23 protein-coding genes and 1 other RNA gene are annotated in these 22,708 nt (G+C 54.4%); 21 read left to right on the plus strand and 3 right to left on the minus strand.

Annotation, left to right across the window (positions count from 1 at the left end; all coding sequences use genetic code 11):
- Positions 1 to 182: 182 nt before the first annotated feature.
- From DOQ08_RS00005 to DOQ08_RS00060, 12 genes are all read left to right on the plus strand, one after another.
- Positions 183 to 1,733 (plus strand): 2-isopropylmalate synthase, encoded by a 1,551-nt coding sequence (locus DOQ08_RS00005; protein WP_114332869.1) that lies wholly within the window; start codon positions 183 to 185, stop codon positions 1,731 to 1,733.
- A gap of 44 nt (positions 1,734 to 1,777) precedes the next feature.
- The gene (locus DOQ08_RS00010; protein ID WP_133297149.1) at positions 1,778 to 2,572 is read left to right on the plus strand and encodes a hypothetical protein; all 795 of its coding nucleotides are present in this window, start codon (positions 1,778 to 1,780) and stop codon (positions 2,570 to 2,572) included.
- Positions 2,569 to 3,051: a ribosomal protein S18-alanine N-acetyltransferase gene (gene rimI, locus DOQ08_RS00015; protein ID WP_114332871.1), complete on the plus strand. Its 483-nt coding sequence runs from the start codon at positions 2,569 to 2,571 to the stop codon at positions 3,049 to 3,051. The genes DOQ08_RS00010 and rimI overlap by 4 nt, the downstream gene beginning before the upstream one ends.
- A gap of 59 nt (positions 3,052 to 3,110) precedes the next feature.
- Positions 3,111 to 4,691: a peptide chain release factor 3 gene (gene prfC, locus DOQ08_RS00020; RefSeq protein WP_114332872.1), complete on the plus strand. Its 1,581-nt coding sequence runs from the start codon at positions 3,111 to 3,113 to the stop codon at positions 4,689 to 4,691.
- A 21-nt stretch (positions 4,692 to 4,712) separates the two neighbouring features.
- Positions 4,713 to 5,501, plus strand: a complete 789-nt coding sequence (locus tag DOQ08_RS00025; RefSeq protein WP_114332873.1) for a TatD family hydrolase — start codon at positions 4,713 to 4,715, stop codon at positions 5,499 to 5,501.
- Positions 5,502 to 5,710: 209 nt separating this feature from the next.
- Complete coding sequence (rplM, locus tag DOQ08_RS00030; protein ID WP_114333849.1) at positions 5,711 to 6,139, plus strand: 50S ribosomal protein L13; 429 nt, start codon at positions 5,711 to 5,713, stop codon at positions 6,137 to 6,139.
- 12 nt (positions 6,140 to 6,151) lie between these two features.
- Entirely contained in the window at positions 6,152 to 6,544 is a 393-nt protein-coding gene (gene rpsI / locus DOQ08_RS00035; RefSeq protein WP_114332874.1) for a 30S ribosomal protein S9, read from the plus strand.
- Positions 6,545 to 6,782: 238 nt separating this feature from the next.
- Positions 6,783 to 7,379, plus strand: a complete 597-nt coding sequence (gene petA / locus DOQ08_RS00040; protein ID WP_114332875.1) for a ubiquinol-cytochrome c reductase iron-sulfur subunit — start codon at positions 6,783 to 6,785, stop codon at positions 7,377 to 7,379.
- A complete protein-coding gene (locus tag DOQ08_RS00045) occupies positions 7,379 to 8,611 on the plus strand; it encodes a cytochrome b (protein WP_114332876.1) in 1,233 nt (410 codons plus the stop codon). Before petA ends, DOQ08_RS00045 begins: the two co-directional genes overlap by 1 nt.
- Positions 8,611 to 9,366 carry a cytochrome c1 gene (locus DOQ08_RS00050; RefSeq protein WP_114332877.1) on the plus strand — a complete coding sequence of 252 codons (756 nt, stop codon included), beginning with the start codon at positions 8,611 to 8,613 and terminating at the stop codon, positions 9,364 to 9,366. The genes DOQ08_RS00045 and DOQ08_RS00050 overlap by 1 nt, the downstream gene beginning before the upstream one ends.
- Positions 9,367 to 9,473: 107 nt before the next feature.
- Positions 9,474 to 10,109, plus strand: coding sequence for a glutathione S-transferase N-terminal domain-containing protein (locus DOQ08_RS00055; RefSeq protein ID WP_114332878.1), 636 nt, complete (start codon positions 9,474 to 9,476; stop codon positions 10,107 to 10,109).
- Between the two features lie 59 nt (positions 10,110 to 10,168).
- Positions 10,169 to 10,573, plus strand: a complete 405-nt coding sequence (locus DOQ08_RS00060) for a ClpXP protease specificity-enhancing factor (protein WP_227537496.1) — start codon at positions 10,169 to 10,171, stop codon at positions 10,571 to 10,573.
- A gap of 28 nt (positions 10,574 to 10,601) precedes the next feature.
- On the opposite strand, the gene DOQ08_RS00065 is transcribed toward DOQ08_RS00060, so the two are convergent.
- From DOQ08_RS00065 to DOQ08_RS00075, 3 genes are read right to left on the minus strand one after another with little or no spacing between them, the layout of a single operon-like run.
- On the minus strand, positions 10,602 to 11,192 hold the full coding sequence (locus tag DOQ08_RS00065; RefSeq protein WP_114333850.1) for an SIS domain-containing protein: 591 nt from the start codon (positions 11,190 to 11,192) through the stop codon (positions 10,602 to 10,604).
- 10 nt (positions 11,193 to 11,202) lie between these two features.
- Positions 11,203 to 11,574, minus strand: a complete 372-nt coding sequence (locus DOQ08_RS00070) for a YraN family protein (RefSeq protein WP_114332880.1) — start codon at positions 11,572 to 11,574, stop codon at positions 11,203 to 11,205.
- A gap of 20 nt (positions 11,575 to 11,594) precedes the next feature.
- On the minus strand, positions 11,595 to 13,436 hold the full coding sequence (locus DOQ08_RS00075) for a penicillin-binding protein activator (RefSeq protein WP_227537426.1): 1,842 nt from the start codon (positions 13,434 to 13,436) through the stop codon (positions 11,595 to 11,597).
- A 142-nt stretch (positions 13,437 to 13,578) separates the two neighbouring features.
- Here DOQ08_RS00075 and rsmI point away from each other — a divergent pair, with 142 nt between their 5' ends.
- The 9 genes from rsmI to mraY all read left to right on the plus strand — a co-directional run bounded on the left by rsmI (position 13,579) and on the right by mraY (position 22,706).
- Positions 13,579 to 14,448 (plus strand): 16S rRNA (cytidine(1402)-2'-O)-methyltransferase, encoded by an 870-nt coding sequence (gene rsmI, locus DOQ08_RS00080; RefSeq protein WP_114332881.1) that lies wholly within the window; start codon positions 13,579 to 13,581, stop codon positions 14,446 to 14,448.
- A gap of 40 nt (positions 14,449 to 14,488) precedes the next feature.
- Positions 14,489 to 14,838, plus strand: an RNA gene (gene rnpB / locus DOQ08_RS00085) — RNase P RNA component class A.
- A 303-nt stretch (positions 14,839 to 15,141) separates the two neighbouring features.
- Positions 15,142 to 15,600, plus strand: coding sequence for a division/cell wall cluster transcriptional repressor MraZ (gene mraZ / locus DOQ08_RS00090; RefSeq protein ID WP_114332882.1), 459 nt, complete (start codon positions 15,142 to 15,144; stop codon positions 15,598 to 15,600).
- Complete coding sequence (gene rsmH, locus DOQ08_RS00095) at positions 15,597 to 16,553, plus strand: 16S rRNA (cytosine(1402)-N(4))-methyltransferase RsmH (RefSeq protein ID WP_114332883.1); 957 nt, start codon at positions 15,597 to 15,599, stop codon at positions 16,551 to 16,553. Before mraZ ends, rsmH begins: the two co-directional genes overlap by 4 nt.
- Before the next feature lie 27 nt (positions 16,554 to 16,580).
- A complete protein-coding gene (gene ftsL / locus DOQ08_RS00100) occupies positions 16,581 to 16,985 on the plus strand; it encodes a cell division protein FtsL (protein WP_114332884.1) in 405 nt (134 codons plus the stop codon).
- A 27-nt stretch (positions 16,986 to 17,012) separates the two neighbouring features.
- The gene (locus DOQ08_RS00105; protein ID WP_114332885.1) at positions 17,013 to 18,755 is read left to right on the plus strand and encodes a peptidoglycan D,D-transpeptidase FtsI family protein; all 1,743 of its coding nucleotides are present in this window, start codon (positions 17,013 to 17,015) and stop codon (positions 18,753 to 18,755) included.
- Between the two features lie 2 nt (positions 18,756 to 18,757).
- Positions 18,758 to 20,242: a UDP-N-acetylmuramoyl-L-alanyl-D-glutamate--2,6-diaminopimelate ligase gene (locus DOQ08_RS00110; RefSeq protein ID WP_114332886.1), complete on the plus strand. Its 1,485-nt coding sequence runs from the start codon at positions 18,758 to 18,760 to the stop codon at positions 20,240 to 20,242.
- Positions 20,239 to 21,636, plus strand: a complete 1,398-nt coding sequence (locus tag DOQ08_RS00115; protein ID WP_114332887.1) for a UDP-N-acetylmuramoyl-tripeptide--D-alanyl-D-alanine ligase — start codon at positions 20,239 to 20,241, stop codon at positions 21,634 to 21,636. Before DOQ08_RS00110 ends, DOQ08_RS00115 begins: the two co-directional genes overlap by 4 nt.
- Positions 21,621 to 22,706, plus strand: a complete 1,086-nt coding sequence (mraY, locus tag DOQ08_RS00120) for a phospho-N-acetylmuramoyl-pentapeptide-transferase (protein ID WP_114332888.1) — start codon at positions 21,621 to 21,623, stop codon at positions 22,704 to 22,706. The genes DOQ08_RS00115 and mraY overlap by 16 nt, the downstream gene beginning before the upstream one ends.
- Positions 22,707 to 22,708 lie beyond the last annotated feature (2 nt).

The raw sequence follows: 22,708 nt of genomic DNA on the forward strand, positions 1-22,708 counted from the left end.
GGTAGTGTGGCACTTGCCCATGTGAGAGTAGGTCATCGTCAGACTCTTAATACCAAAACCCCAGCTTCGAAAGAGGCTGGGGTTTTTTCATTTCTGGCTACTCACCGGCGTACGCTCCTAAAACTAAGAAGTGATATACTCACGCCAATAACCAACACTTAGTTTCTGATGGGAGCCCGGCAATGGCTGCACCTGATCATTTGGTGATTTTCGATACTACTCTCCGTGACGGCGAACAAAGTCCCGGAGCAACAATGAATAAGAATGAAAAACTTCGTATCGCCAAGGCGCTGGAAAAGCTGAGAGTCGACGTGATCGAGGCAGGCTTCGCCATCGCCAGCCAAGGAGACTTTGAAGCCGTCAAAGCCATTGCTGAAACCATCAAAGAATCGACCATATGTAGCCTTGCACGCGCACTCGATAAAGACATCGACCGAGCGGCAGAGGCTATTCGCCCGGCGGCTCAAGGTCGCATCCACACCTTCATCGCCACTTCGCCCATTCACATGCAGCACAAATTGCAGATGAAACCAGATGAAGTCGTTGAGCAAGCAGTGCGTGCGGTCAAACGGGCGAGAAGTCACGTTGATGACGTGGAATTCTCCTGTGAAGATGCGGGGCGTTCTGAGCTTGATTTCCTGTGTCGCATTATCGAAGCGGCGATCGATGCGGGTGCGACCACCATTAACATCCCCGACACCGTAGGTTATGCCATTCCTGAAGAGTTCGGAGAGACGATACGTCAGTTGCTGAACCGCATACCCAATGCCGACAAGGCGATTTTCTCGGTTCACTGCCATAACGATCTCGGACTTGCCGTCGCGAACTCTATTGCCGCCGTGACCAACGGCGCACGGCAGGTGGAGTGTACGATTAACGGCTTGGGTGAGCGTGCTGGTAACGCCTCCCTCGAAGAAATTGTAATGGCCGTGCGTACTCGCAAAGACCTGTTCAATATCGATACCCGAGTGAATGCCGAGCACATTGTTCCGGCATCGCGTCTGGTGTCGACAATTACCGGTTTCCCTGTTCAGCCTAACAAGGCGATTGTTGGCGCGAATGCTTTTGCCCACGAGTCCGGCATTCATCAGGACGGTGTACTGAAGCATCGGGAAACCTATGAAATTATGAGGGCGCAGGATGTTGGTTGGCATACCAACAGTCTGGTTCTGGGCAAGCATTCTGGCCGAAATGCTTTCCGCACTCGCTTGCAGGAATTGGGAATCCAGTTCGAGACAGAAACCGAGTTGAACGAGGCGTTCACTCGTTTCAAAGCCTTGGCCGATCTTAAGCATGAAATCTTTGACGAAGACCTTCAGGCCATTGCCAGTGATACCAAGCAGAAAGAAGAGATTGGCCGCTACGGTCTGGTGTGTATGAAAGTGGCATCAGAAACGGGTGTTGTGCCAAAAGCCACCTTGACCCTGACGGTTGATGGCACTGAGCACACGGTCACGTCCGAAGGCAGTGGTCCTGTCGATGCGGCATTTAAGGCGATTGAGTCGCTGGTAGATTCTGGATGTAACCTGCAGCTGTACTCGGTCAACAACATCACCAGTGGTACTGATGCCCAGGGTGAGGTGACTGTTCGGCTTGAACGTGGTGGTCGAATCGTTAATGGCGTAGGCGCGGATACCGATATCATCATTGCTTCGGCGAAGGCTTACATCGAGGCGCTAAACCTGGTGACGTCGGGTGGTATACGGCAACACCCGCAGGTTGCGGATGTCTGATATAACACCGTTAGCTTCACCACTAACGATAGGGTCTCGTTGATATGCATACGGAAGCGGCAAGGCAATTCTATCTCGGCGTTGCCGGGGTCAGGATGTGGTATGCGCGCGAGCCCCTTCCGGGAGCCGCACCTAGCCCGGAGTATGACTTCAGTGACCTCGACGATCAGGCGGAGGCGCCAGAGTTTGCGGTGGCCGCTGCGGCATTGCCCGTGCAGAAAGATCCGGAACAAGCGGCCCGCAGTCGAGACAAAATTGCGCATCTCCAGAGTTTGATGTCGGCGGTTGAGGCGCCAGCTAAAACGCCTCGGCCAGCAGAGCCGGTTAAGCCTGAACCTGAACAAGCTGCGGCTGAAGTAAGCGCGGATTCCTCTCAGGAGCGACCAGCCCCGGCGGAAAAGCGTGCTGCCGTTCCGGTTCTTGCAGTCGAAGCTGTGCCGCGCCTTTTTATCCAGGCGTGGCAGGGCCAGCGTATCTTATTGATCGCCGAGATGTCCGAAGATGCTAGCTTGTCACTACAAGAGACTTTGGCGGCGAACATAGTGAAAAGTCTGGGTGAGTCATCGATCAAGAGGCTCGGGGCTATCCATTGGCCATTATTCAATAACCTGAAGGTTTCGCTGAACCGTGTTGATAATTTGTTGGAGGCGATTTCCGAAAGCTACGGCAAAGGGGCGGGGCGGCAGGTGATTGTGCTCGGGAAGGGCGCGGATTGGGTTGAAAAGGCGTTTGGAAAGGCGCCCGAGATTCGCTTTTCGGAAAGCTTGGCGAAGCTCGCATCGGATGCTCAGCTGAAGCGAGAGCTATGGCAAATGATTAAGCCGTTAGCCGCTCTATGAACGACGGCCAAGCGACTATCTCGGTTGGGGTGGCGGATTCCGGCATACGTCCGCTCACCCAGGATGATCTTCCTCGAGTCATGGAGTTGGAGCGACTTGGGCATTCGCACCCTTGGACTGAGGGCATCTTCCGGGATTGTTTCAAAGGCAGTTATCGAGTGTGGGCGTTCGTTTACGAAGATGAGTTGGTTGGCTATGCCATCGTCAGCTATCAGTTTGACGAGGCCCACTTGCTCAATGTGTGTGTGCATCCGAATTTTCGGGGCATGGGGATGGGGCGAAAGCTCCTTCAACATGCGATAGCGGTTGCCAGGGACGACGATCTCGCGTGTATGATTCTGGAAGTTCGTAAAAGCAATCGTGCGGCAACGTTGCTGTATCGAAGTGAAGGTTTTCAGCAGATTGGTGTCAGGCCGAAATACTATCCCGGTCCTTCCGGAGGGGAAGATGCCAGAGTCATGGAGTTGCAGTTCACCTAACCCCACGCTAGCCCGTATAATACCCCGTTTATCATCCATTCCATTCAGGCTGTTGTCTTATGTCTAACCTATCGAAGGAAGTGGCCAATCGCCATACCTTTGCGATTATCTCGCACCCGGACGCCGGTAAAACCACCATTACTGAAAAAGTTCTGTTGTTCGGGCAAGCGCTGCAGAGGGCCGGTACGGTAAAGGGTAAGAAGTCTGGTCAGCACGCAAAATCTGACTGGATGGAAATGGAAAAAGAGCGTGGCATCTCGGTAACCACCTCGGTGATGCAGTTCCCCTATGGGGGCAAGCTGGTGAACCTGCTGGACACCCCGGGCCACGAGGATTTCTCTGAGGATACCTACCGTACGTTGACCGCCGTCGATTCGTGCCTGATGGTCATCGACAGCGCTAAAGGCGTTGAAGAACGGACTATCAAGCTGATGGAAGTCACGCGCCTTAGAGATACCCCTATCCTTACTTTCATGAATAAACTCGATCGGGATACGCGTGATCCGATTGAGCTAATGGATGAAGTGGAAGACGTACTTAAGATTGCCTGCTCTCCGGTGACCTGGCCGATAGGTATGGGTAAAAGTTTCAAGGGTGTGTATCACCTGATTCGTGATGAGGTGATCTTTTATCAAACCGGTCAGGGCCACACCATTCAGGAGCGGCGCGTAATTAAAGGGCTGGATAACCCTGAGTTGGACGAGGCGCTTGGTGGCTATGCCGCAGATCTGCGAGATGAAATCGAGCTCGTGAAAGGCGCTTCCCATGAGTTTGATCAAGAGGCCTTCCTTGCAGGTGAGCTGACGCCCGTATTCTTCGGTACCGCGCTGGGTAACTTTGGTGTCGACCATATGCTTGATGGCCTGGTTGAATGGGCTCCCACACCCCAGCCACGAGCCACCGATGTGCGCACGGTTGATCCGGAGGAAGAGGGGTTCTCCGGGTTTGTCTTCAAGATCCAGGCGAACATGGACCCTCAGCACCGTGACAGGATAGCGTTTGTTCGCATCGTTTCAGGCAGCTATAAGCAGGGCATGAAAGCTCGGCACGTACGCATTGGTAAGGATGTTCGTTTTTCCGACGCATTAACGTTCATGGCTGGTGATCGAGAGCACGCCGAGCAGGCGTTTGCAGGCGACATCATTGGCTTGCACAACCACGGAACCATACAGCTTGGTGATACGTTCACCGCGGGTGAAGATATGAAGTTCACCGGCATTCCGAACTTCGCTCCGGAGCTGTTCCGTCGGATTCGTTTGAAAGATCCGTTGAAAGCTAAGCAACTGCAGAAAGGTTTGATTCAGCTCTCTGAGGAGGGCGCGGTTCAGGTGTTCCGGCCATTTAAGAACAACGACCTGATAGTAGGTGCTGTCGGGGTGCTGCAGTTTGATGTGGTGGTTGCGCGATTGAAGAGTGAGTACAAGGTAGAGGCTATCTATGAGCCTATCAACGTCGCGACTGCACGTTGGGTAACCTGTGACGACGAACGCAAGCTGGAAGAATTCCAGCGCAAGAATCAGGAAAATGTGGCTTTGGACGGTGGTGATCGACTGGCGTATATCGCGCCCACGATGGTGAACCTGAGTTTGGCTCAGGAGCGCTACCCGGATATTCAGTTCCATAAAACCCGAGAGCACTAACCTAACTTAGCGGAGCTGAAAATGCGCCTGTTTGATGCCCATTGCCATTTCGATTTTCCGGAGTTTGATGGGCGCCGGGAGCAGGTGTTGGCATGTGCGAAGGCGGCAGGCGTGCATGGTTTGGTGATGCCCGGGGTTCGGCGGCGAGATTGGGGCCGTTTGGAGTCTTTATCAGAGCCCGGGGCAGGGTTGTGGTATTGCTTAGGTATTCATCCTTGGTTCGTGGCCGAGCACGGCCCGGAAGATCTGGAGGTTTTGGAGGCGGCGCTTGAGAGTGCTGTGCCAGGGTGTCTCGGCGTGGGAGAGTGCGGCCTCGACAGTTTGCGAGGCTCGATCGATGATCAGAAACCGTGGTTCGCGACGCAAGTGCAAATCGCTGCTCGTTTTGGTCTGCCGCTGGTGATCCACTCCGTTAAAGCTCACGATCAAGTAGCCGCTTTGCTGCGTTCAGAGCGTTGGCAGGGGCGCGCATTGATTCACGGCTTTTCGGGAAGCTATCAGCAAGCCTGTCACTTTATCGAGTTGGGCTGCTATATTGGAGTGGGCGGCGTCATCACTCACGACCGGGCCAAGAAAACCCGAGATGTGATTGCCAGGCTGCCAACGGACGTGTTGGTTCTGGAAACCGATGCCCCGGACATGTCGCCTGCGGGAGTGCCTAAAGGGCAAAACTCGCCGGTGTATGTTCCGGATATTCTAGCCCGGTTGGCCGGGCTTCGGGGTGAATGCGAGGATGACCTTGCCGAGGCACTGATGGCAAATGTTGGCAGGCTCTATGGCCTGGCTGCGGATGTGTTAGCGCCAAATTAAAGGTCGCGTAGGGGATTTACGAGACAACGCGACGTAGGGTTGGCTTTCTTTCGGGGTTCGAGTATACTTCGCGCCCTGGCTTTTCAAGGCGATGTCACTATCTCAGCCCCGAATAGTGCCAGCGCAAACTAGGTATGGACCTCCTCCGGATGCCTTGCATGTACCGGTGGTGGTTTTTAACGTTTCTTTTAGCGTTCAAGGCGGAATCAATGAAGACTCTGAGTGCGAAACCAGAAACTGTAAAACGTGACTGGTACGTTGTAGACGCAGCCGGCAAGACGCTGGGTCGTCTGTCAACCGAAATCGCCCTTCGTCTGCGGGGCAAGCATAAGCCTGAGTATACCCCTCATGTGGACACTGGCGATTATATCGTTGTTATCAATGCCAGCCAGGTGAAGGTTACCGGCAACAAGGCATCTGATAAGATGTATTACAGCCATACCGGCTTTCCAGGTGGAATCAAATCCATCAATTTCGAGAAGCTGGTTGACAAGGCTCCCGAGCAAATCATTCAGAAGTCTGTGAAAGGCATGCTTCCGAAAGGTCCGCTTGGCCGTGCCATGTTCAAGAAGCTGAAAGTGTACGCCGGCGCTGAGCATGCGCATGCCGCCCAGCAGCCCAAAGAACTCGACATTTAACGGAAGGCGAATATGTCTGTAGCACAAAATTACGGTACTGGTCGCCGCAAGTCATCCACGGCTCGGGTTTTTATCAAGCCGGGAAGCGGTAACATCTCTATCAATGGTCGCACCATCGAAGAATTCTTCGGTCGTGAGACACTTCGGATGATCGTTCGTCAGCCTCTGGTTGTTGCGGGTTCTGAAGATCGTTTCGATATCAACATCACTGTTAAGGGTGGTGGTATCAGTGGTCAAGCGGGCGCTATCCGCCACGGTCTGACTCGCGCACTGATGGACTACGACGAAACTCTGCGCCCAGCGATGCGCGAAGCGGGTTATGTTACCCGTGACGCACGTAAGGTTGAGCGTAAGAAGGTTGGTCTGCGTAAAGCGCGTAAGCGTCCGCAGTTCTCCAAGCGTTAATCAGCACTTCGTGCCGATGGAAAAACCCGATCTTTTGGTCGGGTTTTTTTGTGTCTGAAGACTGTAAAAAATTTTGATCTGGCGCAGGGATAGGGCCAGCACTGGGCCTTTCTAACTTGTAAGCTAAGGTTAATTTCATTACCATTTCCTCGCTTATAATTTTGGGTTGTGAAGTCCTTTTCGAAGCGCAGTATCGGTGTTTCCGCGTCTGTGCCTCGCCTGATGGGAGAAAACCATAATGAGTAATGGCGACGTGAGCCAAGGTCGGCGCCGATTTCTAATCGGTGCCACATCCGTGGTAGGTGGTGTCGGCGTCGTCGGTGCAGCTGTTCCTTTCGTAGCGTCCTGGAACCCCAGCGCAAAAGCGGAAGCGGCCGGTGCACCGGTAACAATGAATGTCGACAAAATTGAGCCAGGTCAGCAGGTCACTGTTGAATGGCGGGGCAAGCCTGTGTGGGTTGTGCGCCGGTCCAAAGATATGCTGGATCGCGTTGAAGAAATGACCCCTCGGTTGAAAGATCCAGAATCGACTGCGTCCAGTCAGCAGCCGGAGTACATCAAAGGAACCTATCGCTCCCTTAATCCGGAGTTTATGGTTCTTGTGGGTATCTGTACGCACCTGGGATGTGTGCCTACTTATCGTCCTGAGGTGGCTCCAGCAGATCTGGGTGAAGAGTGGTTGGGTGGGTTCTTTTGCCCATGTCACGGCTCCAAGTTCGATTTGTCGGGCCGCGTACTCAGCGGGCAGCCTGCGCCTCTGAACCTGGAAGTACCGCCTTACCGGTTCGATAACGATGCGACCTTGACGATTGGTCTTGATCCGGAGGCAGCGTAATGCAAAAACTTCTAAATTGGGTAGATGAGCGTCTACCGGTCATTGATGCCTGGAATAAGCACGTTGGGAAGTATTACGCGCCCAAAAACTTTAACTTCTGGTACTTCTTTGGCTCTCTGGCCATGCTCGTTCTGGTTAACCAGTTGGTTACCGGCATCTGGCTGACCATGAGCTACAACCCGTCTGGTGAGGGTGCATTCGCCTCCGTTGAGTACATCATGCGTGATGTCGAGTGGGGCTGGTTGCTGCGTTATCTGCACTCTACGGGCGCGTCAGCGTTCTTCGTGGTGGTTTACCTCCACATGTTCCGTGGGCTGATGTACGGTTCTTATCAGAAGCCTCGCGAGCTGATCTGGATCTTCGGCATGCTGATTTACCTGGTGCTGATGGCAGAAGCCTTTATGGGTTACCTGCTGCCTTGGGGTCAGATGTCCTACTGGGGTGCTCAGGTTATCGTTAACCTGTTTGGCGCTATTCCGGTGATCGGCGAAGATCTGTCTTTGTGGATCCGTGGTGACTACCTGATTTCCGGTATCACGCTGAACCGCTTCTTCGCACTGCACGTGGTTGCGCTACCGATCGTTCTGCTGGCGCTGGTTGTGCTGCACATTCTGGCGTTGCACGAAGTGGGTTCCAATAACCCTGACGGCATCGACATCAAGAAAAACAAAGACGAAAACGGCATTCCGAAAGACGGTATTCCGTTCCACCCGTACTACTCAGTGCACGATTTGCTGGGTGTGGCGGTGTTCTTCTTTATCTTCTTTATTGTGGTGTTCTTCTTCCCAGAAATGGGTGGTCTGTTCCTCGAGAAGCCAAATTTCGAGCCGGCTAACAACCTGAAGACTCCGGAACACATTGCTCCGGTATGGTACTTCACGCCCTTCTACGCCATGTTGCGCGCGGTAACCGTTGATCTGTTCGGTCTCGATGCCAAGTTCTGGGGTGTGGTTGTTATGGGCGCGGCCATCGCAATCCTGTTCGTGTTGCCTTGGTTGGATAGAAGTCCGGTTCGGTCCATTCGCTACAAAGGTTGGTTGAGCAAGATCGCACTGACGATTTTTGTAATCAGCTTCGTAGTATTGGGTTACCTGGGTATCGTTCCGGCAACGGAAGGTCGCACCACTGTTGCCCAGATCCTGACCGTGCTGTACTTCGCGTACTTTATTCTCATGCCGTTCTACACGCGCATGGAGAAAACCAAGCCAGTGCCAGAGAGGGTGACAGGATAATGAGAAAGCTGATATTTGGTCTTTTCATAGCGATCCTGCCGGCTCTCGGGCTGGCAGCGGGTGCCGCGGTTCCTCTGGACGAGATGACCCCGGATCACACCGATAAAGCGTCTTTGCAGCGCGGTGCAGCGTTGTTTACCAACTACTGCATGGGTTGCCACTCTATGGAGTACGCTCGTTACAAGCGTGTTTCTGACGATCTGGAAATTCCGGCAGCGTTGTACGAAGAGAACCTGATTTTCACCGGTGCCAAGATCGGTGAATTGATGAAGAACTCTATGGACAAGAGTATGGCTGCAGGTTGGTTTGGTGCTCCGCCACCAGACTTGACGCTGGAGACTCGTCTGCGTGGTGAATCCTGGGTGTATTCTTACCTGCGTGGGTTCTACAAAGACGACAGTCGTCCTTTGGGCGTGAACAACGTGGTCTTTGACCTGGTTGGTATGCCTCATGTGATGGTGGGTTTGCAGGGGTTGTGCGCAGTTAAGCCCAATGTTGGCGTTAAGGCGAGTGTCGAGCCCCTCAGTGGCAACATCAATAACGGTGATGTGTGTCCTGAGTACGCTATCGAAGGCAGCATGAGTGGTGCTGAGTTCGATCAGGCAATGTGGGATCTGACCAACTTCATGTCCTACATGGGTGACCCGGTAAAAGTTGAGCGCGAGCGTCTCGGTATTTTCGTGCTGATCTTCGTGGCCATCTTCTTCGTCTTCGCATACTTGCTCAATCGCGAGTACTGGAAAGACGTACATTAAGATTTAGGGTATAATCCTTGATCCTAGATTCCAGCGGTCCCTCAAAGGACCGCTGGTTTTTTGCGTTTATTGGATTGTTTCGATTTTAGAATCGTGAGGTAGCTTATATGGGCGTTGTGACCAAGCGGTCATCAATGACTTTTTTCTCGGACCCGAACAGTCATTACAGCCATCGTGTGCGTATTGTATTGGCAGAGAAGGGTGTTACCGTTGATGTTGTTGATGTGGAGCCGGACAACCCTCCGGCAGAATTGGCGGATCTGAACCCGTACAACGCCGTACCGACATTGGTGGATCGTGATTTGGTTCTGTACGAACCGAACATCATGATGGAGTATCTGGATGAGCGTTTCCCGCATCCACCGCTTTTGCCTGTGTACCCCGTTGCACGAGCCAACAGTCGCTTGATGATCCACCGGATTCAAAAAGACTGGTGTGCTCTGGTTGACCAGATAGTTGCTCAGCCAACTGGCAAGGCTTCAGATGCTGCTCGTAAAGAGCTGAAAGAAAGTTTGCTGGCAACCGGCCCTCTGTTTGCAGAAATGCCGTTCTTCTTGTCTGAAGAGTTCACCATTGTGGATTGCTGCATTGCGCCGATCCTGTGGCGTCTGCCAGCTCTGGGTATCGACCTGAGCGATAAAGACAAGCAGGCCAAGCCATTGCTCAAGTATATGGAGAGTATCTTTAGCCGCGAAGGCTTTAAGGCGAGTCTCTCTGATCTTGAAGAAGACATTCGCAGTTGATGATTTAGCGCCCGGGTTCCAGATCAGGAGTTGTTGTAGTGTCTGATTTAAATGTTACCATGACCTCCAGCCGCCCCTACTTGGTTAGGGCGCTCAATGAATGGATCCTGGATAACGACTGCACGCCATACATCGTGGTGGATGCGGGCGTTCAGGGCGTTCAGGTGCCAACAGAGCACGTGGCTAATGGTCAGATTGTCCTGAATATCAGCACTGGCGCCGTAAGAGGTCTGGTGATTGGTAATGGGGCGATCGAGTTTAGCGCCCGGTTTGGCGGTGTGCCAATGCAGGTGTTTATCCCGCTGCAGGCGGTGCTAGCAATCTACGCAAAAGAAAACGGTGAAGGAATGGTGTTCGGCAGCGAGCCTGGTTTTCCTGATCCGGAAGGGGGTGGGGATGATGCTCCAGCCCAAAAAGCGGATGAGCGGCCTTCGGGCAGGCCAACGCTGAAAGTAGTGAAATAAGAAAAAAGCCGGTTCGCCGGCTTTTTTCTTACCCGCCAAATAGTTTTGCGTCTATCTGGTCACACAAGGCGTTGATGATCACCATCATAAGTGGTGTGGCTTCGTGTGGCGCCAGATCATTCAATGCGACTTCGTGGTCTTCGGGGTGCATCAACGAGGTAATATCAGACTTCTCTCGTGCGCTAAGGACCACGACCATCATTTCCCGGTCGTGGGCGGCTTGGATTGCTTGAATCAAATTCGCTTTATGGCCGTCGTCAACGACCACAAATAGCAGATCACCGGGCTTACCTACAGCTCTCACTTGTCTTGAAAACGTATCGTTAAAGCGGTTGTCTCGGCAGATGGCAGAGTAAGTGGTGGCATCGGCACCCAAATTAATGGCCGGCAATGCTGGTCGGTCCTGATCAAAGCGGGATAAAAGCGCTGTGCATAGGTATTGGGTGAGCACGTTGGCATTGCCGTTCGCGCAAGCGATTATTTTGCCATCCTGAAGAAGCGTGCTAACGAACGCATCAGCCACACCCCCGATGGCGGGGCCTGCGGTGACAGCGGCTTGTGCTGTCTGTTCCATGTGGTTTGCAAACCAGTAATTGATTCTTTCTTCGGTATTGGTCATGGTGCCGGTATTAATCTGCCTGAATTGCATTTTTAACCCATTGTACCCGGTATTTGCTGGTAGTTCCCGGCGTAATACCGACCACGTCGATGCGCGTTACTGCATCCCAAAGGTTGTTTCGGTGTAGATAAAACGAGGCGGCTCGAATCAATCGCTTCTGCTTGGTCGGAGTGATCGAGTCCAGCGGGTCCACCAGGCTTTCGGCTTTGCGGTAGCGGACTTCAAAAAACACTAACGCGCCGCCATCGAGTCCGATGAGGTCAATCTCTCCACCCCGGTTGTAGACGTTGCGTTCAATTATGGAAACGCCCCGGCTAATAAGGTAACGGGCGGCAACTCCTTCGTAGAAGTCGCCTAACGCCTTTTTGCCTTCCTTGGCCATGATTTGTCGTTAGCTGGTTGTTATTCGCCCGTTACGAGAGCGTCGGGGGATTTTGTCTCAAGTATTTCGGGCGTGCCATTAACGAACTTGGCCCACAGTTGCTCTCTGTGTATGGAGCCAGTTTGCGTCATGGTCAGTGTGCCCGTATGACCGTTTATAGCCGCATCGTTGACTTGCTGAAGAAGCGGTAGGCGCTTGCTGAGCTGCCAGGCATCGGCGCCCATCGCAAACAGTCGTCCTAGCTGGCCTTTGGTACCGGTGAGATACTGTTCGGCATCGCTGCGAAGCGGGCTGTTTTCTGCGAGAACCCAAGGGATATCGGTGAAGATCACGTTGTTCAGATCGCGATCCCTGCTGGGGTTAGGTACACCTTCATAGGTGATGGATGGCGCGTAAACGGGGAGGTTTCCGGCAAAATAGAACGCGAATAGAGGCTTGAATTGCCTTGCGATAGTCGGGGCTGCAACCATCACGATAGCCTCAGCATCTTGGCGTGGCCGGGGTTCGAATTCCACATTCAGGCCAATTGTGCGTTCGACGTCGATTGCGCGCTGGCGAGACGCCGTTACGCCGAGAACGTCTGCGGTAATGGCGCGCAGGTTGTCTTCCGGAAAGAATCGCTGAACGTGCAGTGCCGTTACTCCGGTTTCCTGAAGCTTGTTGGTCAGGGCCGCGGCAACCCGATCGCCCCACTCACCGTTCGGGATCAGGGCCAGAATGCGGGTGATGTTGTCTTCCGCTAGCTGCTCGGCAATTTGTCGTGCTTCGTCCTCAGCAGACAGTCCGTATTGGTATAAGCCGTTAGGTGCTTTGCGGCCGGCTGGTAGGTAATTCAGGCCCAGCACGGGTACCGGGAGGGTGTTCATGTCGGCGAGTTCGGTTAAGCCCTCTTTCTCGAGTGGGCCAACAATCAGGTCCACTTTACTGCTACTGAGCTTGCTGTAGAGGTCTCGGAAAGGCTGGTTAGCCGTATCCACAACGCGGATATCTGTTTTGCTGCGATTGGCGCTGGTGTCGTTGTAATAGGCCGCGATGAAGCCATCTCGAATCGCTTTTCCTGCGCTGGCCAAGGGGCCGTTGAGGGGTAGCGCCAACACAATGTTTTCGGGCCGTGACGACGAGATGTCAGCCATAAGGGCCAGTTCTATCGGCAGGGTTTGGGCGGCGGGGTGCCCCGGCCAGTTATTTTGCCATTGGCGAATGAGCCGGCCTTGCGCATCGAGGTTGCCGTCTGTATTCCGGAGTGTCATTGCCAATTCAAGCCAGCCTTGATTTTCAAACCCGATGGCGTTGTTCGTGCTGGCCTGCAATTCTGATGAATCAACGTTTTTCAGTTGGCTCCAGATTTTGTCATGAATACTCTGAGGGCTTGTGCTGCTGTCGGTCTGACCAAGCAAGATCAGTGTCGTGGCTGCATCAAGAGATTTCCCCGCCAGCGCGTAGGTTTGTGCTTGCAGGTTTGCAGCCCGGGGCAATAAATCGCTCGGGTAATTCAGGAAGTCTTCAGTGTTGCCCGTGGCGGCGAGTTCTTTGGCCCAGCCTCGGTCTTCAAGCTCGATCGCGCTTGCCATGGCAAGCAGCCGTCGCTGTTCGAGAGGCTGGCCTTCGGCTGACTTCAGCAGGTCGTGCCGAAGTATTTTTCTGGCCGCGGTGTGGTTGCCTTTCGTCTGGTAATCGCTGGCTATGCGGAGCAGGTAACGCTGGGCGCTTTGCGGGTCGTTTTCATCGGCCGCTATTGTTAGGGCCTGTTCCGGCGTTTCAGCAACATGGGTGTCCAGATTAATGGAAGCACAGCCGCTAAACAGGGTGATTAGCACGGCCAGTAGCGTAAACGTAGGTAATGAGTTGCGGTATGTCATCATGGCAGGCTCGGTGTCTCCGGATCATTGGGCTTGTGATGCCGCTAATTAGCTGGCAAGTTTACCAGCTCCCAGCCTATTTCACATGACGTGCCTGTCATGGGCCGGCTATAAGACTATGTTATCAATTCTCCGGAGTCATTTTATGCCCAGTTCTGAGCGAACGCCCGTTAGTCCCGGTGGACAGCTGTATGTTGTCGCAACGCCGATCGGAAATCTGGATGATTTAACGGAGCGGGCGCGCCAGGTATTGGCCAAGGCGGATTTGGTGGCGGCCGAGGATACCCGCCACAGCGGCAGGCTGCTTAATCATCTCGGGCTAAACAAGCAGATGCTTGCGCTCCATGATCACAACGAACGCGCTCGGGTTAGTCAGATTCTTGATGCCTTGTCGCAAGGGCAGAGTGTCGCTTTGGTGTCTGATGCGGGTACGCCTCTGATTTCAGATCCTGGCTACATACTGGTACGAGAGGCCCGGGCGGCTGGCTATCCGGTTTCACCGATACCCGGCGCATGCGCTCTGGTGGCTGCGCTTTCGGCAGCCGGATTGCCGACCGATCAGTTTTTGTTCGCAGGCTTTTTGCCAGCCAAGAGGGTGGGGCGAAAGACCGCGCTGGAAAGTTTTAAGCATCAGCCGGCGACCCTGGTGTTCTATGAGTCTCCTCACCGAATCGCCGACTTTATGGAAGATCTTATTGACGTTCTGGGCGCGGATCGCGAGTGCGTGCTAGGCCGGGAGCTGACCAAGGCCTTCGAGACCTTCTACGCCGGCCCTGCTGGAGAGTTGTTGTCGGAGCTGAAAGCCGATCCGCATGGTTCCAAGGGGGAGTTCGTGGTGATGATTCGGGGCTGGGAAGGTGAGCAGGGGGCAGAGGCATCTGTCGATGCTGATAAGCTGCTGGCGATGCTGGTTAAAGAGCTGCCGGTGAAAAAGGCGGCTAGAATCGTGGCGGATGTCTGTGGCCTGGGGAAGAATGAGCTCTATCAGCGGGCCTTGGAGATGAAGGAAGGCTAAAGCGCTTGCGCGTAGACGGCTGCAGGGGTATTGTCAGCCCCGAGCTCGCCAGACAGTCGCCGCCGGTTTTACCGGGGGAGGAAAGTCCGGGCTCCATAGGGCAAGGTGCCAGGTAACGCCTGGGCGGCGCGAGTCGACGGAAAGTGCAACAGAAAATACACCGCCTACGTGCCTTCGGGCGCCGGTAAGGTTGAAATGGTGCGGTAAGAGCGCACCGCGTGACTGGCAACAGTTCACGGCATGGTAAACCCCACCTGGAGCAAGACCAAATAGGAATCCGTTGGCGTGGCCCGCGCTGGATTCGGGTAGGTTGCTTGAGGTCTGTGGTGACGCAGGCCCTAGATGAATGACTGTCCACGACAGAACCCGGCTTATCGGCGAGCTCTCTTTTCCTATCATTATTTAATGTGCGTACTTCTCACAACCCTGCGGTTATAGCCAAAAGATCTTATACTTTAGGTTAGGTGTTCAGAACGCCCTGCAGGTTCTTGTTTTTTCACTACTTCTCGCTTCCATTTCAGTCTCTTCATAAATTTCTATTTCGTAACCTCTTGTCATTAAAGGAAGTTTTCGTCTTGTGGCGGCTAAAGCGGCGCTTGCATTGTCTTTTGCGTGTTTCTATAGTGTGCGGAAGTGGGAAAAAGTGGTTTCTAGTGGTTTTTTGTGGAATTAGCACCCTTGGATACGGCGTAAATGAGCAACTTTCTTGGCAGTCATGCCATCAATATGGACGCGAAGGGTCGCTTGGCGATCCCGACAAAGCTGCGCGAAGAACTCGCGCAGCTTTGTGGTGGCCGTATTGTTTTGACTGCCAGTGCGAATACCGATGAAGAGCGTTGCGTGCTGTTGTACCCGGAACCTGAGTGGGAGGCCTTGCGCCCCAAAATTGAAGCCCTTCCCAACATCAAGAAGCCGGTTCGTCGCCTTCAGCGTTTGATGCTGGGTAATGCCGCACCGATGGAGCTGGATTCGGCAGGCCGTATTTTGGTGCCGCCTACGCTCAGAAGTTACGCCTATTTGGAAAAGAAATTGATGTTGATCGGTCAGGGTAATAAATGGGAGCTCTGGAGCGAAGAGCGTTGGATGGCCTGGCTGGATGAGTCTTCTGACGATGACGATGTGCCACCTGAAATGGAGGCGTTGTCACTATGACCAAGCCGGATTCTGACTCAGTTGAAGGTTTCAGGCATCGTTCCGTGTTGCTCGATGAAGCAGTCGACTATCTGATTAATGACAGCGCCGGCTGTTATGTCGATGGCACGTTCGGGCGCGGAGGCCACAGTCGGCTCATTCTGAGCCAGCTCAACGAACAGGGTCGCTTGCTCGGTATCGATAAAGATCCTGAGGCGATTCGTGTGGCAGATGAATTAGCGGCCAGCGATCAGCGTTTTGATTGGTTTCACGGCTCGTTTTCCGAACTGGATGAAGCCCTAAATGCCCAGCAGTGGCCGGCGGTCAACGGTGTGTTGATGGATCTTGGAGTGTCTTCGCCGCAGTTGGATGATGCGGAGCGCGGGTTTTCCTTCATGCGAGACGGCCCTTTAGACATGCGGATGAATCCGCAGCAGGCGCCAAGTGCGGCCCAGTGGTTGGCCAGTGCGGATGAAAAAGATATTGCAGATGTAATTTTTCGGTACGGCGAAGAGCGCTTCTCTCGCCGTATTGCGCGTTTGGTGGTTCAGCGCCGCGCGGAAGAGCCTTTGGAAACAACGCGACAGCTGGCCGAGCTTGTGGCTGAAGCTGTGCCGAAGAAAGAGAAGCACAAGCACCCGGCGACACGCACCTTTCAGGCTATCCGGATTTTTATCAATCGGGAGTTGGAAGATTTAGAGATCGGGTTAAAGGTTGCTGCGGAGCGTCTGGCCCCCGGTGGCCGCTTGGTGGTGATCAGTTTTCATTCTCTGGAAGACCGTTTGGTAAAGCGGTTTATGAGAGATTTGGCTCAAGGGCCGAAGATTCCAAAGGGTGTGCCAGTGACGGCGGAGCAGATGCAGTCTTCTTACCGTCTGATCGGCAAGGCCAGTAAGGCCAGCGATCACGAAATAGACGAGAACGTTCGGGCTCGCAGCGCTGTTATGCGAGTGCTGGAACGAAGAACACACTGAAGCGAATTCGCAAGGGAGCGAGACGCCATGGGCGCCGTAGCTATAGAACAACCAACGAAAACCGCAAAGCTCAATAAAGAGAAAGTCAGAGACGGTGTTGTCTCGGCGGTTCGTGTTTCCAGAGAAGTCTTTGAGGCTGCACGTGAAAGGCAAGTGCTCGTGTCTTTGGTGCTGATATTGGTGTTGACGGTATCGGCCATTGGCGTGGTTGTAAGTGCGCACGAGAATCGTGAGCTTTTTAATACGCTATCGACTCTGCAGCAGCAGCGCGACGCTCATGAGCGTGAATGGAGTCAGCTGTTACTGGAGCAGAGTGCTCTTAGTGCTCATGGTCGTGTTGAGAAGTTGGCTGCAGAACGTTTTGGTATGAGGGTTCCCGGGCGCCAGGATATCGTGCTGGTGCCGTTGATGACGCCGATTGCGGCTAATTAAAACTAGAACAGCAGCAAGGTGACCAATTTGTCCGCTCGAAGCGAACAGACAAGCAGCAGGGTGCAGCGACTGGTGGCAGGCTTGAAAGCCTGGCGCTTTTACTCTGTGCTGGGCGTTTTTCTGTTGGTGATGCTGGGCATTGGTTGGCGTCTGACCGACTTGCTTGTTGTGGATAATGATTTTCTGCGCCAGCAAGGCGACGTGCGCACCATTCGCATGGAGTCCATTGACGCTCACCGCGGTGTGGTCACGGACCGCCATGGAGAGCCGTTAGCGGTGAGCACTCCGGTTCAGACGGTGTGGGCGAACCCGTCAGAGATCGATCCCGAGCACCCCAAGTTGGCGGTGCTTGCCAGGCTGTTGGAGTTGCCCGAAGGGGAGCTTCGCCAGCGTCTTCGTGATTACGCCAGTCGTGAATTTATCTATCTGCGTCGTAAAGTTCAGCCTGCGATGGCAAAAGAGGCTCTGGCATTGGGGCTCGGCGGCATTTATGCACGCCAGGAATATCGCCGTTACTATCCCGCGGGCGAAGTGACTGCCCACGTTGTTGGTTTTACCAACATCGACGAGGAGGGGCAGGAAGGTATCGAGCTCGCCTATAACCAATGGCTGGAAGGCGAGCCGGGTGCAAAGCGTGTACTTAAGGATCGTCGCGGTCACCTCATTAAAGATTTGATGTTGGTACGTGAAGCCCGCCCCGGCAAAGATCTTGAACTGAGTATTGATCTTCGGCTCCAGTACCTGGCTTACCGAGAATTGAAAGCCGTTGTTGGGGCTCATAAGGCCCGTGGCGGCACCTTGGTCATGCTTGATGTCAGTACCGGTGAGGTGTTGGCGATGGTCAATCAGGGCTCCTATAACCCGAACGACCGCTCTCAGTTGGCGGTTGAGAATTTGCGCAACAAGGCCATAACCGACTTGTTTGAGCCGGGCTCCACAATCAAGCCGTTGACCATTGCAGCGGCTCTGGAGTCGGGTCAGTACAGCGCCAATAGTACGATCGATACCTCTCCCGGCTATCGTCGCTTCGGGCGTTTCACCATCCGCGATCATCGCAACTACGGCATGATGGATCTGACCAAAATCATCGTTAAATCCAGCAACGTTGGGGTCAGTAAAATCGCGAATGATCTGGGCGGCGATGTCCTGAGCAATTTGTTTTCGCGGATGGGGTTAGGACAGGCAACGGGTGTTGGATTTCCCGGTGAAGCCGTCGGTGTGTTGCCCGCGCGCCCGAAATGGCGGCCGGTTGAGGAGGCCACGCTGTCCTATGGCTATGGCCTCAGCGTGAACGCGCTGCAATTGGCTCAGGCGTATATGGTGTTGGCCAACGGCGGCATTCGCTATCCGGTTAGTCTGCTGAAACAAGAGCAGCCGCCGCAAGGACAGCGGGTTCTCAGCGAAAAAGTGACCTTCGAAGTCCGGCAGATGCTGAAAGACGCCGTAGCGAAAGGCACGGGTGGTCGAGCTCAGCCCGGCTTGTACGCGGCTGGCGGTAAAACCGGAACGGTGCACCTGGTTGGTGCTCACGGTTATGAAGACAGCATGTATAAGGCGATTTTTGCGGGTATGGCACCCATTGATGATCCGAAGATCGTAACAGTCGTGGCCGTAGATGCGCCTCAGTCCGGAGAGTATTACGGCGGTGAAGTGGCCGCGCCAGTGTTTGCCCGGGTCATGGGTGATGCGTTGCGTTTGTTGAACGTGAAGCCGGAGTTGGAAGTTTCCGATGTTGGGGCTTCCGCTGCGGCAACAGGGGATAGGGGGTAGCTATGTGCATCACGTCGATCAGTACCCTGTTGCAAGGCATTGTTGATGTGCCTTCGGTGTTTGATGTCACGATTCATGGCTTGCAAACGGACAGTCGCAAGGTTGCTTCGGGTGACGCGTTCATTGCGGTGTCGGGTGCGACAACGCCGGCAGATGCCTATCTGGATCAAGCAATCTCGGCTGGTGCGACGGCGGTTCTGTTGGAAGCAAACATTCCGCAAGAGTGTCATGAGCGGCAGGGGGCTCTGATCGTTCCGATTGTGGGCCTTCGAGATCAAATGGGCAGAATCGCCACGCGTTTCTTCGAGCATCCCTCCCGGCATTTGCGGGTTATAGGCGTGACGGGTACCAACGGGAAAACCTCGGTCACCCAATACATCTCGGCGCTGCTGCAAGAGGCTGGCACGCCCTGCGGGGTGCTTGGCACTTTGGGTTATGGTCTGCCCGGTAGTTTGCAGCCGGCAACCCATACCACACCGGATGTCGTGCAGGTAAACCGGATATTGCACCAGATTCGCCGGGACGGCGGTCGCGCCGCAGTTATGGAAGTGTCTTCCCATGCTTTGGCGCAAGGGCGTATTAACAAAGTTGCCATGACGGGAGCTGTTTTTACCAATCTGACCCGGGACCACCTGGATTATCACGGCACCATGGAAGCTTATGGTGAGGCGAAGGCTCGTTTGTTCCGGCGCGAAGAGTTGCACTTTTCGGTGATCAATTTCGACGACCCGTTTGGGCGCCAGCTATACGAACAGACGGAAGGGTTGTGTGATCGGGTACGGTACAGCCTCCATGAAGCTCAGACAGAATTGTGGCTGAAAGAATTTACGCCGACGGCATCGGGCTTTCGGGCGGCGGTCGATGGTCTGTGGGGAGAGTTTGTATTGGAAGTGCCTCTGCTAGGCAGTTTCAACGCGAGTAATGTTCTGGCCGCTATGGCGACGGTGTTGACGCTGGGTGTACCGGTGGATCGTGCAGTAGATGCCTGTTCCAGATTGGTACCTCCTGCAGGACGGTTGGAAAAGTACACCGGCGCAGACGGGCGTTGTGTCGTGGTTGATTACGCACATACTCCAGACGCGCTAGCCAATGCGCTGGCGGCTCTGCGCCCTCACGCGGAAGGAAAATTAATCTGCGTGTTTGGTTGCGGCGGCGACCGGGACCCGGGTAAGCGCCCTGAGATGGCAGCCGAAGCGCAAAAAAGAGCCGATGTGGTCATCGTGACGGATGACAACCCGAGGTCTGAGAGTCCGGAGCAAATCGCCCAGGATATCGAGAAAGGATTTTCTGAAGGCGTTGAGTATCAGGTCATTCATGATCGGGCTTCTGCCATTGCTGTGGCTGTTGCCATGGCTGGTCCAAAGGACTTGGTTCTGGTTGCCGGAAAGGGCCACGAAAGCTGGCAGGAAGTGGCTGGCCAAAAAATTCCTTTCAGCGATGCCGAACAGGTCAAGAATCAGTTGCACCTCCATGGAGGTGTGGCATGATGCGCGCCTTTTCGCTGGCCGAAGCCAAATCCTGGCTTGGCGCATCGCTGGCGGGTAAGCCGGTTGATGCGGAAAAAGTACAGTTCAAGGGCGTCTCCACTGACACCCGCGCGGTAGGTGGTGGGCAGTTATTTGTAGCTCTGCGTGGTGAGCGTTTTGATGGCCATGAGTTTCTTGAACAAGCGCGTTCGCAAGGAGCCGTCGCTGCAGTAGTAGACAGCGCAGACGATTCGGTTCAATTGCCGCAATTGGTGGTCGATGACACGGTTAATGCACTTGCAGCGTTGGCGGCAGGAAATCGCAATGAAAGCAGCGCGCAGTTGGTGGCCATCACCGGGAGTAGCGGCAAGACCACAGTGCGTCAGTTAACCGCAGCCATTCTTGAGCAAATGGGCGAGGTGCTGGCGACCGAAGGTAATTTGAATAACCACATCGGTGTGCCGTTAACGTTGTTTCGGATGTCGCCGGAACACCAATACGGTGCGGTTGAACTGGGTGCCAGTGGTTTGGGTGAAATTGCTCACACCGTGGCCATTGTCCGTCCGCAAGTGGTCATTTTGACGAATGCCGGTCAGGCGCACCTTGAAGGGTTTGGTAGTTACCAGAACATCATCACGGCGAAAGGCGAAATCATTGATGGTGTCGCCGAGCAGGGTTTGGTTGTGCTCAACCGGGATGACCCAGCTTTCGATCAGTGGCTTGAGCGGGCCGGCGGGCGCCGGGTGGTAAGCGTCTCACGGATGGGGCATCCGGAGGCCGACTATCGGGCAGAGGCTCAGGTTGCGTCCGATCAAACCATGGCGGTTAAAGCCGAAGGGCCGAATGGCTGGCGCTGCGCGTTCAGTCTGCCTCTGGTTGGTGAACACAATATCAGTAACGCATTGTGCGCCATTGCCGCCTGCCGGGAGTTGGGCGCAACGGACGAGCAGCTGATTCAGGGATTGAGTGGTGTGCAGGCTGTGAAAGGACGCTTGCAAGTGTTCGAGCCCGCACCGGACTTCACGGTAATTGATGATAGCTACAACGCCAATCCGGCATCCATGAAAGCGGCGATTGATGTGCTTTCCGGATACCAAGGGCAGCGAGTGGCTGTCTTGGGTGCGATGGCCGAGCTGGGTGAGCAGGGCGACGACCTGCATGCCGAGGTCGGGGCTCACGCTAAAGAACAAGGTATTGAACGTTTGTTGCTGGTGGGCCCGGGTTGTGAGGGCTACGCCAAGGGCTTCGGACAAGGTGCTGAACTGTTCCAGACCCATGAGCAAGCTGTGGACGCCATCGTTGGTGGCCGACAGGGTGCCATGGTTGTGCTGGTCAAAGGTTCTCGAAGTTCCGCCATGGATCGCGTGGTGGAGGGAATGCAGACAAAGGTGAAAAACGCATGCTGCTCTGGCTGACAGAGGTTTTATCTCAATATTTTTCTGCGCTGACGGTGTTTCAGTACCTGACCGTGCGCGCTATTTTCGGTGTGCTGACGGCACTTCTGATTTCTCTGATGATCGGCCCGCTGATGATCCGCAAACTCAGCCAGTACCAGATTGGGCAGGCGGTTCGAGATGACGGCCCTCAAACTCATTTGAGTAAGGCCGGCACGCCCACCATGGGGGGTGCATTGATTCTTGTGGCCATCGCGATTTCAACTTTGCTGTGGGCAGACCTGAGTAATCGCTATGTCTGGACTGTGCTGCTGGTTACCATTTTGTTCGGCGCGATCGGCTGGGTGGATGATTACCGCAAAGTGGTTGAACGCAATCCCCGTGGCTTGCCCGGGCGCTGGAAGTATTTCTGGCAATCGGTAATCGGGGCGGCGGCCGCGGTGGTTCTTTATGCTACATCGACTTTGCCGCAGGAAACGTCGTTGTATCTTCCGTTTCTTAAAAATGTGTCCCTCACTCTGGGGCCGGTTCTGTTCATTCTGTTGACCTACTTCGTGATTGTGGGCAGCAGCAACGCGGTGAACCTGACCGATGGACTGGATGGGCTGGCTATTATGCCCACCGTGATGGTGGCAGGCGCGCTCGCCATTTTCGCTTACGTATCCGGGCACGCCCAATTTGCCAATTATCTGTTGATTCCGCACCTCCCGGGCACCGGTGAGCTGATCGTGTTCTGTTGCGCGCTTGTGGGCGCGGGGCTTGGTTTCTTGTGGTTTAACACTTATCCCGCCCAGGTATTTATGGGGGATGTCGGCGCATTGGCCTTGGGGGCAGCGCTGGGTGTGGTTGCTGTCATTGTTCGGCAGGAAATTGTGCTGTTCATCATGGGTGGTGTGTTCGTGATGGAAACCATCTCGGTCATCCTTCAGGTGGCGTCCTTCCGCCTGACCGGGCGCCGGATCTTCCGTATGGCGCCTTTGCACCATCATTTTGAGCTCAAGGGTTGGCCGGAGCCGCGAGTCATCGTGCGGTTCTGGGTGATCACCGTGGTTCTTGTTCTGATTGGCTTGGCCAGTCTGAAACTCCGATAGGA

Source organism: Marinobacter litoralis (assembly GCF_003336705.1).
GTDB lineage: Bacteria > Pseudomonadota > Gammaproteobacteria > Pseudomonadales > Oleiphilaceae > Marinobacter > Marinobacter litoralis.